The organism is Kaistella haifensis DSM 19056, assembly GCF_000735695.2.
Classification (GTDB): domain Bacteria; phylum Bacteroidota; class Bacteroidia; order Flavobacteriales; family Weeksellaceae; genus Kaistella; species Kaistella haifensis.
The window spans coordinates 46,529-60,793 of the sequence record NZ_JASZ02000003.1; the positions used below are offsets into that span (position 1 = coordinate 46,529).

Consider the following 14,265-nt stretch of genomic DNA (forward strand, 5'->3'; position numbering starts at 1 on the left):
GCTTATTGATTGATGAATGAATAAATATTGATTACGGATTGGTTTACCTGCTGAATACTTTTCAAGTAATTCAACTGAATATCGGTGGCGGTTTGCAAGGCAAAAAGATATTCTACATAACCAATATCTCCAGTTCTGTAACCCAATTGTGCGGCTGATACAATTTCCTTAGCATTAGGCAATGCTTCTTTTTCAAAATAATTGTACTGCTGTATATCTTGCTGGTATTGTTGCAAGGCATTTTGCATTTGCGTAGCCAATGTTTTTTGTTGCTGTTGTGCGTTGGCTTCGGCAGCTTGTTTTCTGTAATCCAAAGATTTTATCCTTGCTTTGGTAGCACCATAAGTAATGGGAATTGCAATACCAATATTTACAGAATTAAAGCGGTTTCCACCATTGAAAAATTTCTCTGCTCCGTTTACATTTTGAAAACCAATTAAAGACTGATTGACGTAACCAATGGTAAAATCGGGTAAGCCTTGCGAACGTTCTACCTTTTTGGTTTGCTCTGCAATAACGGCATCTTGATACAAAGATTGAATGGCAGGATGATTGGCTACAGCTTCATCACCTAACAAATTAGAAATTTGCAAAGGCTGAAAATTTCCGTTTTCTGCAATGGTAAAATCGTCTTTTGTGTTCATCAATGTTTTGAGATTGGCAACTGCATTGCTTAGGAATACTCCGTTTTGTTTCAGCAATAAATTGATTTCACCTTTCTTGGCTTCCGCTGTACTGATGTCCACTTTTTTGGTGTCGCCAGTTTTGTATCGAAGCTGTGCTATTTTGATAAAATCATTGTACAAACTATCCAATTGTTGCAATTGTTTTTGATTGTGTTGCAAATACAAAATTTGATAATAATAAGTACGCACCTGATTTTTCAACTCCAATACCGAAAGGTTTTTCTGCAATTCTTTGCCTTTTATCTCAGCGTTAATCAATTGTTTTTTTGCTCCGAATAACGATGGAAACGGAATGGTTTGCGACACTTGAAAAGACTGGTCGAACTTGGTACTGTTGTACTGTCCCAACTGTGCATTAAAATCTAGTTTGGGTAATTCTCCGGCAGTTTTTTTCAAAGCTTTGCTGGCATCAATTTCTAAATCTGAAGCTTTAATGGTTTGATTATTTTGAAGTGCAATATTTATCGCATCATCTACGCTTGATAAATTATTGGTTTGTGCATTTGCTGTAAAGCCTACCAATGATAGGAGCAATACAATTATAGTTGCAATGGGTTTCACTTTTGGTTTTCTTTTTAAATTAATTTTTGAATTGAAAATGATGTACAATAAAGGCAGAACAAACAACGTAAGGAATGTTGCTGTAATTAATCCGCCAATAACTACGGTTGCTAAAGGTTTTTGAACTTCTGCACCTGCACTGCTACTCAATGCCATTGGTAAAAATCCTAAACTGGCTACGGTTGCCGTCATTAATACTGGTCGCAAACGAATTTTAGTTCCTTCGATTACTCTTTTGAAAACATCTTTTATTCCTTCTTTTTCCAATTGGTTGAAAGTGCCTATCAGTACAATTCCGTTGAGAACTGCCACACCAAATAAAGCGATAAAACCAATCCCTGCACTGATGCTGAAAGGCATACCACGAAGCATTAAAGCCAATACGCCACCAATGGCACTCATTGGGATTGCGGTAAATATTAAGCCCGCTTGTTTGAAAGAACGGAAGGTAAAATAAAGCAACACAAAAATCAATAATAAAGAAACCGGAACGGCTATCATTAATCTATTGCTGGCTTCCCGAAGGTTTTCAAACTGTCCGCCATACGTGAAATAATAACCCGGCGGTAATTTTACCTGTGCATTTAATTTTTGCTGAATTACTTCTACCACACTTTGTACATCTCTGCCATCTACATTAAAACCAATAACAATTCTACGTTTTCCTGCTTCACGACTTATCTGTGCGGGTCCTAATTTATAATCAATAGTGGCTACTTGTGAAAGCGGAATTTGATTGCCTGTAGACGTTGGTATCATCAGATTATTTACATCTTCTATACTGCTACGATAAACACTATCCAGCCGAACTACCAATTCAAATCTTCTTTCGTTTTCAAAAACTACACCTGCACTTTTTCCTGCAAATGCAGTGCTTACTACATTATTTACATCTTCTACCGTTATTCCGTAATTGGCTAAACGAGTGCGGTCGTATTCTACATTTATTTGTGGCAAACCGCTTACACGTTCCACTTGTGGCGCAGTTGCACCTTGTACAGTTTGAATTACTTTGCTAACCTTATCGGCATTCAAAGCCAATGTGTCTAAGTTTTCGCCAAATATTTTTACTGCAACATCTTGTCTAATACCCGTCATCAACTCATTGAAACGCATTTGTATCGGTTGGTTTTTCTCAAAAAATACTCCAGGTATTGCTTCCAGTTTTTCATTAATGGCATCAGCCAATTCATCATAAGTTCTACCGCTTTTCCATTCACTTTGAGGTTTTAGCAATATCATCATATCGGTTGCTTCGGGTGGCATTGGGTCGGTTGGTACTTCTGCCGCTCCGGTTTTGCCTACTACCATTTTCACTTCATCAAATTCTTTAATAATTCTTGAAGCTTGCATAGAGGTTTCGATACTCTGGCTTAATGAACTTCCTTGTGGTAAAATACAGTGAAAGGCAAAATCTCCTTCCTGCAATTGTGGTATAAATTCGCCGCCCATTCTTCCAAATAAAAATAAGGTAAAGACAAAAATGGCAACGGTAATTCCCACTAACCAATATTTTATTTTGATGGCTTTTTCTAATAATGGCTGATACATTTTTTGTAGCCAATTCATCATCTTATCCGAAATGGTTTCTTTGAGCATCGGCTTTTTAGACAAAAACAAAGCACACATCATCGGAATGTAGGTTAACGATAAAATCAATGCACCAAAAATGGCAAAACCAACTGTTTGCGCCATCGGACGGAACATTTTTCCTTCAACACCCACTAAAGTCAAAATAGGAATGTAAACGATTAAGATAATGATTTCTCCAAATGCAGCACTGCTACGAATTTTGGAAGCTGAGGTAAAAACTTCATTGTCCATTTCCTGCTGTGTAAGCCTTTGTGTAGATTTCCTTAAACCTAAATGATGCAATGTGGCTTCTACAATAATTACCGCACCATCTACAATTAATCCAAAATCTATTGCTCCCAAACTCATCAAATTGGCACTCACACCAAAGACATTCATTAGGGCTAAAGCAAACAACATCGCCAAAGGAATGGCGGAAGCTACAATCAATCCCGCTCTGAAATTTCCTAAGAAAATAACCAATACAAAGATGACAATCAGTGCACCTTCTATCAGGTTTTTCTGTACGGTACTCATTGCTCTGCCTACCAAATCGGTACGGTCTAAATAAGGTTCAATAATAATATCATCGGGTAAAGATTTTTGAATAATCGGCAATTTCTCTTTGATACGATTGACAACCTCATTACTGTTTTCGCCTTTCAACATCATCACTACACCGCCTACAGCATCCACTTCGCCATTGTAAGTCATTGCTCCGTATCTTACCGCACTCCCGAAACGTACATCTGCAACATCTTTTATAAAAATAGGAATACTGCCGCCATCATTTTTTACACTGATATTTTTTACATCATCCAATGAAGTAACCAAACCAATTCCTCGAATGAAATATGCATTTGGTTTTTTATCAATGTAAGCTCCTCCGGTATTTTGATTGTTTTTTTCTAATGCGGTAAAAATATCGGTAACGCTTATGCCCATTGCTTTTAAGCGGTTGGGATTTACAGCAACTTCATATTGTTTCAGTTCGCCACCAAAACTATTTACTTCGGCAATTCCGGGTGTGCCGTACAATTGTCTTGCTACAATCCAATCCTGCATTGTTCGCAGTTCTTTGGCATCATATTTTTTCTCGCTTCCTTTTTTTGGATGGATGATGTATTGATATACTTCGCCCAAACCTGTACTCACGGGAGCTAATTCTGGTGTACCAATTCCTTTGGGTATTTTTTCTTCGGCTTCTTTTAATTTTTCATTAATGAGCTGCCGGGCAAAATAAATATCTACTTTGTCTTTAAATACAACTGTGATTACCGACAAACCAAATCTTGAAATACTTCTTGTTTCTTCCAAATCTGGAATATTGGCAATGCTTTGCTCAATAGGAAAAGTAACTAATTGTTCTACTTCTTGCCCTGCCAATGTGGGACAAACTGTAATTATTTGCACCTGATTATTGGTAATATCGGGTACGGCATCAATGGGTAGTTTTGTGGCACTCCACACGCCCCAAATGATGAGCAACAAGGTCATTATACCAACGACAAGTTTGTTTTTGATACTGAATTTTATAATATTATCTAACACGTTTATCTGTTTAAATTTTTGATAAATAAATTCTTGCCTCTTGTGGTAAGAAGCCTACAGATAATCAAATAGCTATTGAATAAAGGATGTAACGCCAGTAATTATCACTATAAAAAAAGATTTATAGCAATGACATAATGCAAGCACGAGCGTGCAAACAGTGTCGTAAACCTAACAAAAGGAATACGAAAAACTGAGGCTTACAGCAAAGCATCAATAGCATTAAGAAAATCTGAAAAAATTAAACAGTAAACTTTGGGGGATGCCAGATACTTCCGTAATAGTTGGAAATTATAGTATAATCACGGAGTGTGATTTTTTTTGTAATGAAAGAAACTTTAGGTTGTTTGATTTCAAAAGGTTTGAAATGGTAAGAAGCAATACTTGTACTGCAACAATTGCAAGTGCAAAAAGGACTGCAATTATCATCGCTATCTTGGTTATGGTCGTGAGATTGGGCGGTTTCAATTTTAGGAACAGTATCTTCACACTGATTACTCGCATCGCTGCAAGGCAACGAAGAAAGTACCATCAGGTAAAAAGTCCATATTGTGATTATCCATCTCATTATGTTGCAAATATAGAAAAATAATCTTTGCAATCGGATTGCAAAGTTTTATTGAGTATTAATTGCATCTGTCGCACTGTCCTTTCAGTACCAAATTGATGCCTTCTAATTTAAAATTTTGAGGAATATTGATTTTGGGGATTTCTGCATCTGTAAGGCAAAAAGTTCGTTTACAATGTGAGCAATGAAAATGCGTATGTTGTTCTGAAGGATTGCAACTGCATCCCGATTGGCAAAGTGCGTATTTCACAACACCCGTTCCGTCGTCGATGGTATGGATAAGCTTATGTTCCAAAAAAGTTTTTAAAGTTCTAAACAAAGTGACATTATCGGCATTTTCAAACTGTTCTGCTAACTCTTTATGACTGATAGCATATTGTTGTTTCAGCAATTTTTCTACCACCAATAAACGCATTGCTGTGGGTTTTATATTTCTTTGCTGTAAAATAGTTTCTTCGTTTTTCATAAAGTCCCCAAATATTTATTTTTAAAACCTCACACAGTATCATAAAAAACAAACAGCCAAAACTATATAAGTTTTGGCTGTATTTTTGGCTGTATTTATCATAAGTATTTGATAATCAGTTGAAATTGTAGAGAGGAAGGGATTCGAACCCTCGATACAGTTACCCGTATACTAGCTTTCCAGGCTAGCTCCTTCAACCACTCGGACACCTCTCTAATTGAAGACTGCAAAAATAGGGTATTTTAGCGAGATTTAAAAATCCAATTGAAAAAAAATCCAAACTTTAGCTTTCTGTGACTTCGCCGCAAAGGTTTTTACCAAAGTTTTCCGCAAAATTTCCTTTGTAATTAGGGTTTTCCAGTAGATGCATCGCTTTGGTAATTGCACTTTCTGCAGTCATATCGTTTCCGCTAATGGCTCCAATTTTGGTAAAAATATTCGAATTGGAATATTTCCCGAAAGAAATTCCACCCGAAACACATTGCGAAACGACCACTATTTCCGTTCCGCGATCGCGCAAAAGTTGTAAAATATCCAGCGTTTTTTTGGTGTTAAAAATAGTTCCGGAACCGAAAACCTGCAAAATCAAAACCTTCATTTGTGGAATTTCGGAAAAATGTTCAAGATGCATTCCCGGAAAAATTCGACAAAAAAGAACATCCTGTGACAAGTGCAAATCTACAGTAAAAGGAGCATCAGATTTTGCACGCCACAAAAAATCTTTTTCAATATTCAAATGAACTCCGGATTGACCCAACGCAGGATAGTTCGGACTCTGGTACGCATCGAAATATTCTGCGGAATATTTTAAAGTTCGGTTTCCGCGGAGTAATTTATATTCAAAATATATGGTAACTTCCTGAATTACAGCTTTATCGTTTTCGTATAAACTAGCGTAGTATAAGGTGGTCAAAAGGTTTTCTTTAGCATCCGTGCGCAAATCTCCAATCGGTAATTGCGAACCGGTCAAAATCACGGGTTTGCTCAGATTTTTTAGCATAAAACTTAATGCTGAAGCCGTATAAGACATCGTGTCGGTGCCGTGTAAAATCACAAAACCATCATAGAAATCGTAATTCTTCCCGATTAATTTGGCGATAATTTTCCATTCTTTCGGTCCCATATCGGAAGAATCAAGGGGTTTTTTGAACGGATGAACATCAACTTCGCACTCGATCAATTTCATTTCCGGCAACTTTTGGAAAATATTTCCAAAATCGAAAGCCCGCAAACTCCCGGTTTCGTAATCTTTTTCCATGCCGATCGTGCCGCCGGTGTAAATGAGGAGTACTTTTCTTTTCATAGATTCAAAAATACATTTTTTCCACAGAATTTCACTTATTTAGTCGCTTATTTGACTTTGTCGAATGGCGAGATTTAATTTTTTATGGCGCCTATTTCCGTCTTCCACTCCCGCTTTTTTGTTCCGCTTCGCTACACAAAAAGAGCTCCGTTCAAGCCGGGGCGCGGTACCATTTCCAAATCAAAAGAAGGTTATAGTGAATTAATTCCGATACAGAACAAAACCTTTCAACACTTTTTGGCGCTCGCTTCGCTCGCGCCAACCACAAAAAATTCTTATTTTTGAAAAATGAATTCACAAAAAACTTTTGAGTATCTAAAGCAATTTCTTACAGACGAACGCCTCAGCAAAATAGAATTTTACGCCCAAGAAAGTTCAGATTTTGTGTTACCAGTGATGGAGGATATTTTTCAGTTTCGAAACGCCGCTGCCATTGTACGTTCGGTGGAAGCTTGTGGATTTCATAAAATTGTGGCGATGGAAAGCGAGAACGAGTTTAATCCGAATCTTCGCGTGACCAAAGGTGCGGAAACGTGGGTGGAAGTTGAAAAAATGCCTCACCAGTTGGAATCTTTAAAGAAAATTAAAGAAAAAGGTTATAAAATTTTGGCTGTTTCGCCCGAAAAAAATGCGATCATGTTGCCGGATTACGATTTGAAAGAACCCGTTGCGCTGGTATTTGGGACAGAAAAAGAAGGAGTTACAGAAGAAATTCTAGATTTTGCTGATGAAGCTGTGGCAATTCCGATGTACGGTTTTACCAAAAGTTTTAATGTTTCTGTGGCTGCAGCAATTTGTTTCTACGATTTAAAACAAAAACTCGTGAAGTCCGATTTGGATTACAAACTTTCAAATGAGAAACTTTGGGAACTCAAAGTTCGATGGGCAAAAAATTCGATAAAAAGTGGCGAGGAAATTCTTCAGAAATATCTCAAGGAGCAAGCTACATCATCTTAAAATAATTCCACGCAGCAACAAAAACTCCGGCAGTCTCAGTTCTAAGTCTTTGATTCCCCAGAGAAACCGCTTTAATTCCTCGTTCTGCCAAAAACTGTATTTCTCTGTCGGAAAAATCACCTTCAGGACCGATTAAAAAAGTGATGTTTTTGTCTGGGATGATTTCTTTCAGGTCAATTCTTTCCAGATTTTCGTTACAATGGGCAACAAAAGTGGTTTCTGGGTCCAGGCTTTTTACAAAATCTGAGAATTTTGTCAGATCATTAACAATTGGGAAATGGAATCTCAGACTTTGCTTCGACGCAGAAACACTTTGTTTTCTAAGTTTTTCGATGTTGAGATTTTTTCTTTCTGTCTTTTCGGTCTGAATCAGCGTAATTTCTGAAACCGCCATTTCTGTCGCTTTTTCAATAAAAAATTCAATTCTGTCGATGTTTTTGGTTGGAGCAATCGCAATATGCAGTTTCGGAGAAAATTCCGGAAGATTTTCCTGGATTTCTTTGATGTCTAAAGAAACTTTTTTGCCTTCAAAAACCAATGTTCCGTGGGCGAGATTTCCCTTTCCATCGGTTACGGAAATTTCTTCGCCATCGCGCATTCTCAGGACTTTTATAATATGTTGCTGTTCTTCATTATTAATATGAACTGCGGGGAAAATTTCACCAAAAAATAACTTCATTTTACTCAGATTTTTTCTTGAAACTTTCTTCAATATCATATCGTGCCGTCGCGGAAACGGAAAGGTCGGTAAATTCGCCTCGGTCGTATTTTAGTTTTGCAACCATCGCGATCATCGCTGCATTATCGGTGGTGTATTCGAATTTTGGGATGTAAATATTCCAGCCGAGTTTGTCTTCATTTTTCGTCATCGCTTCTCGGAGTCCGGAATTTGCGGAAACTCCTCCAGCGATGGCGATATGCGAAATGTTATAATCTTTTGCAACTTTTTCCAGTTTGTTCATCAAGATCTCTACGATGGTTTTTTGAACAGAAGCTGCCAAGTTTTCGATGTTTTCTTTAATGAATTCCGGATTTTTTTTGATTTCTTTCTGAATGAAATATAAAACCGAAGTTTTCACTCCGCTGAAGGAATAATCGTATTTTTCTAAACGTGGTTTATTGAAAGTAAATGCGTTTGGATCACCATTTTTTGCCAGTTTATCGATAATTGGACCGGCAGGATAATCGAGATCGAAAATTTTTCCGATTTTGTCGAAAGCTTCTCCGGCAGCATCATCAATGGTTTTTCCGATGATTTCCATATCGAAATAATCTTTCACCAAAACAATCATCGTGTGACCGCCAGAAACTGTTAAACATAGAAAAGGAAACGGTGGAGGTGCAATATTTGCATCGTCGATAAAGTGTGCTAAAATGTGTGCCTGAAGGTGATTAACCTCAATTAAAGGAACATTTAAACTCATCGCTAAAGATTTGGCAAATGAAGTTCCTACAAGCAAGGAACCCAAAAGTCCCGGTCCGCGTGTAAATCCCACGGCAGAAATATCTTTTTGTTGTATATTTGCTTTGCTGACGGATTTTTCAACCACAGGAATGATATTTTGCTGATGTGCACGGGAAGCCAGCTCGGGAACCACACCACCATATTCGTTGTGGATCGCCTGATTGGCCGCAATGTTTGAAAGAATTTTATTCCCTCTGATGATCGCAGCAGAAGTATCGTCGCAGGATGATTCTATCCCTAAAATTATTGAGTCGCTCATAACAATGGCAAATTTAGAGAATAATAACGATAACGAAAATAAAAAATCGCTCACTGAAAATATTGGAGATTCTGTTCAGAAGGGAGTAGAAAACGTGCAGGATACGGTGAAAGAAACGGTAAAAGGAGCTAAGGATTTGGCTTCGGATGCCATTAATCATCCTGTTGAAACTGCGGGCGAATTTGTGCAACAAGCGGCAAAAGACGTCACCAACTACAAATGGTGGGCAAAATTGTTGCTCGTTTTGTTTTGGGTTTCATTGTTTTTGGTAATTTCTTTTTTTGTAATTGTAAGTTTACCGGCAACCAAAAACTGGGCAGCTCAGAAAGTGATTGAAAAACTCAATACCGATATGAAGGCGCAAATGTCTTTCAAAAGTGTTGATATTAATTATTTTGGCGACATTCATATTCACGAAGTTGCGATTAAGGATTACAAAAATTTCCCATTTCTGAAAGCAAAAGAACTTTATGCAGATTCCAATTGGTTTTCCATCATCAGCAATTCCCGAAATTTACAGTTTCAATCTTTGTCTTTGCAAGAATTGGATTTAAAAGTGATTACTTACAAAGGCGACAGTATTTCGAATTTTATCCGATTTGTTGATCTTTTCAATACACCTTCTCCAACAGTGAAAAAAGAACCATTTCAATTGAAATCGCGTATTTTTATTACAAATTCCAAAGTTTCTATTGTTAACCAAAATAGCGAAGGAGAACAAGGAAAATGGCTCACCGCCGAGAATTTGAATCTAGTAGTCCCTGAGCTGAAAGTGGAAGGTTCGGATATTTTTGCACAAGTGAATAACATCAGATTTACCACCGAAAGATGGGGCAAAAAGCATTATGTAGATACATTTTCCACCGAATTGGCGCTTACTAAAGAGTTTTTGGTTTTAAATGATTTAACTATCAATACCAATCATTCTTTATTGCAAGGTGATATGAAATTCCATTTGAATAATGGCTCTTGGGCAGACTTTGTTGATAAAGTGAAGTGGGAAATGAAAATGAAGCAAGGAAGCCAAATTAGCGGGTACGACATCAGTTATTTCGTTACGAATTGGGATAATTATAAGCCGATCAACATTTCTGGTGATATGACCGGACCGCTGAACAATTTTTATTTGGATAATTTCCTGGTTAGAAATCCACAGGTGAATATTCGAACCACAAAAATGAAAGTAACCAATTTGCTCAAAGGTAATTTTCAAATTGAAACCAATAATCTTTCCACCGATTTTACTTATAAAGAGTTGAAAAACATGATGCCGACTTTCATTTCATCAAAAATGAAAAATTTCGCAGATGATTTCGGAAGGTTAAAATATAATGGAGCCGTTCGGGTGAACCCAAAAGAAGTTTTTGTTTCTAAGGCAAACCTTGTTACCGGAATCGGGCAAGCAAAAATCAGTAATTTTTATTTAAATGATTACAGTTCGAATTTGCCTAAATACCGTGGTTATGCTGAAATTAACGATCTGAACACCTCGGTCATTACCAAAAATAAACAAGTAGGATTGATTTCCGGTAAATTTAATCTTCAGGGTCAAAGTTTCGATGTGAATACGATGCGATTGAAAACCCGTTCCCAGATTTCAAAAATCGAGATTATGGACAAGGAAATCAATAATATTTTTCTTGATGGCTTGCTCGATCACAAAACCTATCGCGGTATTGTAAATGTAAATGATGAGCAGGCAAAAGCCGATGTTAACGGATTTATCGATTTCCGAACAAGCAGATTATTGGCAGATATTAATGCTGATATTAAACATTTAAACATCAATTATTTCACCGGAGCAAAGGGCAATCAAATCGTAACAGGTTTGGTGGATGGTAAAATTTCGATGACGAATATTAATGATTTGAACCTCGATGCGGATCTTCAACGCGTCACTTTTGCAAATGCCTCTCAAAAATTCCTAATTCCGAATGCAAAAGTAAAAGCATTCTTCGAAAACGGGAACAGAATCGTTTCAGTTGATGCTCCAGGCGCCGTAACTGGACAGATTTCGGGAAGATATAATCTTGGCGATTTGATGGGAATGGTGCAAAACGGAATCGGTAAAATTCTTGTGGGTCCTCCGCCAAGAAAATTATATCGTGGACAAAATTTCTCCATGAATTTTGATGTAAAACAAGGTTTGGTAAGCTATTTTCAACCTAATTTGCAAATTCCAAAAGGCGCATCTTTAAATGGTTCTTATGATGGGAATTCGAATAATTTGATTTTGAATGTCGATGCGGAAACTTTAGAATATATCATGACCACAAAGCAGGAAATCACTGATGCTGACAAAGCTTTAGCAGCTGCAAATCCTGCATATAAAATCTCCGAACGCGACAAAATTACCCGAGACAGTGCGATGGTAGACAGCCTGATGGTGAGAATTAATACTGCAAACCTCGATGAACAGATTTACGCGAAAATTAATCGGGTAGAATACAATAAAAATATCTTAAAAGATATTACTTTAAGTGGAAGAAACGAAAATAATCAACTTCTTCACATCGCGGCGAATTTTAAACACGGAACTCCGGAAGATGAAGTGAAACAAAATTTGAAAGAATATGCCATAAATCTTAATCAAACTACCAATTCTGCTGGCGATTATGTAGTAAGATTCGAGCCTACAACTGTGAAATTTAATAATGTAGCGTGGAGCGTCGATACTTCAGCCGAGTTGAACCATTCGATTACATACAGGAAGAAAACTTCAGATTTTCTGATACAGAATTTACGGCTTTACTCGGACGCCAGTGAATTATTTTTGAGAGATGCCATTTTCAAATCAGCTAAGGATTTTTCTGCCGATGGCGGAGTGAAAAACCTCGATATTTCGAAAATTTTTGCTTTGACAAAGAGTGAAAATAGCATGGATATTCAGGGAATTGCGAATGGAACTTTCGACATTAAAATGAATAAAAATAATCTGGAACCGCTCATCGATTTCAATATTAATGATATTTTGATGAACGGAAAAGATATGGGAAATGTAATGATTTCTGCCAAAAAAAGTGATACACCCAACGTTTTTGATATCGATGCAAAAATAGTTTCTGCAGGAATTATTGGGGATAATAATCTGCATCTTACCGGAACAATTAATAACAATACATCTTCACCAAACCTCGATTTGGTCGCAGATATGAAGGAATTTGATATCGCTTTTGCTCAAGAATTTGTAAAAGGAGTTTTCGGAAATCTTCGCGGAAAAGCTTCCGGCGAACTGAAGATTTCCGGAAAATTGAGTGATATCGATTACAGTGGCGATATAGCAATGAAAGATTTGGGATTGAAACTTAATTTTACGGGTGTTGATTATGCTTTTGATGACACTGTGATTTCGCTTTCCAGAGGTTTGGCGATACTGAATGACATCGGTGTTCGGGACGGAAGAACCAATTCTCGAGGCTCAATTTCTGGTGCGATCCAGTTTGAAACTTTAGCTTCAATGGGTGTCAACTTGGTGATGAGAGCAGATAATTTAATGCTTCTCAATACAACGCAGAAAGACTTTGATCTGTTTTGGGGCAGAGTATATGGCACAGGAACGATCTATGTGGACGGACCAGTTTCCGCGTTGAATATTTCGACTCCGGAAATGAAAGTGCTCAACAACAGTGTATTTACTTTTAACTCGAATTCTACTTCCAACATTGAGGAATTTAAAATGCTTCGATTCTTGAAAAGAGACGAAACCGGTGTAGTTTCTGTAGAAGAAAGGAAAAGATCCAGCGCGAATATGAATATCGATTTTACACTTTCTTTAGATCGCGGAACTACGGTAAACGTTTTGGTAGGAGATGATATCGGTGATATTACGGTTCGTGGAAGTTCTGAAAGTCTGCGTTTTGTGATGAACCGATCTGGAGCGATTTCTATGAACGGAAATTATTTTGTGGACAATGGAACTTTTGTTTCTAAAGCGATTCTGAATAGAACTTTCCAAATTACCAAAGGAAGCAGCATCCGATGGGATGGCGATGCAATGTCGCCGGAACTCGATATTGACGCTACTTATCTGAGAACAGTAACAAATGCCGGATCTTATCTGGGAATGTCGAATTTGCAGCCGATTAATGTTTTGCTTTCTACTAAAATTACGCAAACGCTTAAGAATCCGAACGTTCAGTTAGGGGTTTCTGCTATGGATGTTTCAAGTAATTTAAAAGAAACGCTCGCCCAAAAAATGAGTAATGAGGATGAAAAAATCATTCAATTCGGGTCTATTTTGGTGTTGAGCAGTTTCAATGAAGCAAATGCAGGTTTCGGAAATCTTAATCTCGGAAATACTTTGGAAACCTCGGGTTACAACATGCTTTTCAAACAACTGGGTTCGGTTTTAAATACCATTAGCAACGAGTTTCAGGTGGACTTGAATTATTTGCAAGGCGACACCAATTCCAACAGTGGCGATCGTGCGAACGCAAGTGTGAGCTTTAGTCTTTCTCCAAGAGTAAAAGTGAAAACAGGTTTGGGAATTCCTATTTCTAAAACGCAAAATACCAATGCCGAATATCTTTCAGGCGAGGGAATTATTGAATATGACTGGTCTAAGAAAAACGACGGAACCCGACTTCTTCGAGCTTATTCAAAACCAAGTAACATCGGATTGAACGGTGCTGTCGCCGGAAATGCCAATGCGAACCAAAGCTACGGAGTGGGGGTAGTTTATAGTAAAAGCTTTAATACAATATTTAAAAGGAAGAAAAAAGATAAAAAAAATAAAAGTTCAACCGGTGATATCATAAGAGATTCTATTAAAAAAGATACAATAAGATAGGAATAATAATATGAAAATTATCATTTACGTTAAAAGTTGTTAATATATCATTATATTTTTTCATTTTAATATTTTTTCATAAATTTGC

The 14,265-nt window shown here is 37.2% G+C and carries 8 protein-coding genes and 1 tRNA gene; 2 read left to right on the forward strand and 7 right to left on the reverse strand.

Annotation, left to right across the window (positions count from 1 at the left end; all coding sequences use genetic code 11):
• Positions 1-2: 2 nt before the first annotated feature.
• The 5 genes from AP75_RS02685 to AP75_RS02705 all read right to left on the reverse strand — a co-directional run bounded on the left by AP75_RS02685 (position 3) and on the right by AP75_RS02705 (position 6,707).
• Positions 3-4,370 carry a CusA/CzcA family heavy metal efflux RND transporter gene (locus AP75_RS02685; protein WP_031502035.1) on the reverse strand — a complete coding sequence of 1,456 codons (4,368 nt, stop codon included), beginning with the start codon at positions 4,368-4,370 and terminating at the stop codon, positions 3-5.
• A 241-nt stretch (positions 4,371-4,611) separates the two neighbouring features.
• Positions 4,612-4,938: a DUF6660 family protein gene (locus tag AP75_RS02690; protein WP_143755782.1), complete on the reverse strand. Its 327-nt coding sequence runs from the start codon at positions 4,936-4,938 to the stop codon at positions 4,612-4,614.
• A gap of 58 nt (positions 4,939-4,996) precedes the next feature.
• Positions 4,997-5,404, reverse strand: a complete 408-nt coding sequence (locus AP75_RS02695) for a Fur family transcriptional regulator (protein WP_031502037.1) — start codon at positions 5,402-5,404, stop codon at positions 4,997-4,999.
• A gap of 128 nt (positions 5,405-5,532) precedes the next feature.
• Positions 5,533-5,619 (reverse strand) — tRNA-Ser (locus tag AP75_RS02700).
• A gap of 68 nt (positions 5,620-5,687) precedes the next feature.
• Positions 5,688-6,707, reverse strand: a complete 1,020-nt coding sequence (locus tag AP75_RS02705) for an asparaginase (RefSeq protein ID WP_088263540.1) — start codon at positions 6,705-6,707, stop codon at positions 5,688-5,690.
• A 288-nt stretch (positions 6,708-6,995) separates the two neighbouring features.
• On the opposite strand from AP75_RS02705, the gene AP75_RS02715 reads away from it, so the two are divergent.
• The gene (locus tag AP75_RS02715) at positions 6,996-7,664 is read left to right on the forward strand and encodes a TrmH family RNA methyltransferase (RefSeq protein WP_031502039.1); all 669 of its coding nucleotides are present in this window, start codon (positions 6,996-6,998) and stop codon (positions 7,662-7,664) included.
• Here AP75_RS02715 and AP75_RS02720 read toward each other — a convergent pair.
• Positions 7,651-8,343: an RsmE family RNA methyltransferase gene (locus AP75_RS02720; protein ID WP_088263575.1), complete on the reverse strand. Its 693-nt coding sequence runs from the start codon at positions 8,341-8,343 to the stop codon at positions 7,651-7,653. The two genes, AP75_RS02715 and AP75_RS02720, sit on opposite strands and share 14 nt — an antisense overlap.
• Position 8,344: 1 nt before the next feature.
• Positions 8,345-9,388: a tRNA (adenosine(37)-N6)-threonylcarbamoyltransferase complex transferase subunit TsaD gene (gene tsaD / locus AP75_RS02725; protein ID WP_031502166.1), complete on the reverse strand. Its 1,044-nt coding sequence runs from the start codon at positions 9,386-9,388 to the stop codon at positions 8,345-8,347.
• Between the two features lie 4 nt (positions 9,389-9,392).
• Between tsaD and AP75_RS02730 the strand changes: the two genes are divergently transcribed.
• Positions 9,393-14,177, forward strand: coding sequence for a translocation/assembly module TamB domain-containing protein (locus AP75_RS02730; RefSeq protein ID WP_088263576.1), 4,785 nt, complete (start codon positions 9,393-9,395; stop codon positions 14,175-14,177).
• Positions 14,178-14,265 lie beyond the last annotated feature (88 nt).

What these genes read in the sequence shown, in the direction of transcription:
- AP75_RS02690 (WP_143755782.1), bottom strand. Translation starts at nt 4,938, where the DNA reads ATGAGATGGATAATCACAATATGGACTTTTTACCTGATGGTACTTTCT.
- AP75_RS02695 (WP_031502037.1), bottom strand. Translation starts at nt 5,404, where the DNA reads ATGAAAAACGAAGAAACTATTTTACAGCAAAGAAATATAAAACCCACA.
- AP75_RS02705 (WP_088263540.1), bottom strand. Translation starts at nt 6,707, where the DNA reads ATGAAAAGAAAAGTACTCCTCATTTACACCGGCGGCACGATCGGCATG.
- AP75_RS02715 (WP_031502039.1), top strand. Translation starts at nt 6,996, where the DNA reads ATGAATTCACAAAAAACTTTTGAGTATCTAAAGCAATTTCTTACAGAC.
- AP75_RS02720 (WP_088263575.1), bottom strand. Translation starts at nt 8,343, where the DNA reads ATGAAGTTATTTTTTGGTGAAATTTTCCCCGCAGTTCATATTAATAAT.
- tsaD (WP_031502166.1), bottom strand. Translation starts at nt 9,388, where the DNA reads ATGAGCGACTCAATAATTTTAGGGATAGAATCATCCTGCGACGATACT.
- AP75_RS02730 (WP_088263576.1), top strand. Translation starts at nt 9,393, where the DNA reads ATGGCAAATTTAGAGAATAATAACGATAACGAAAATAAAAAATCGCTC.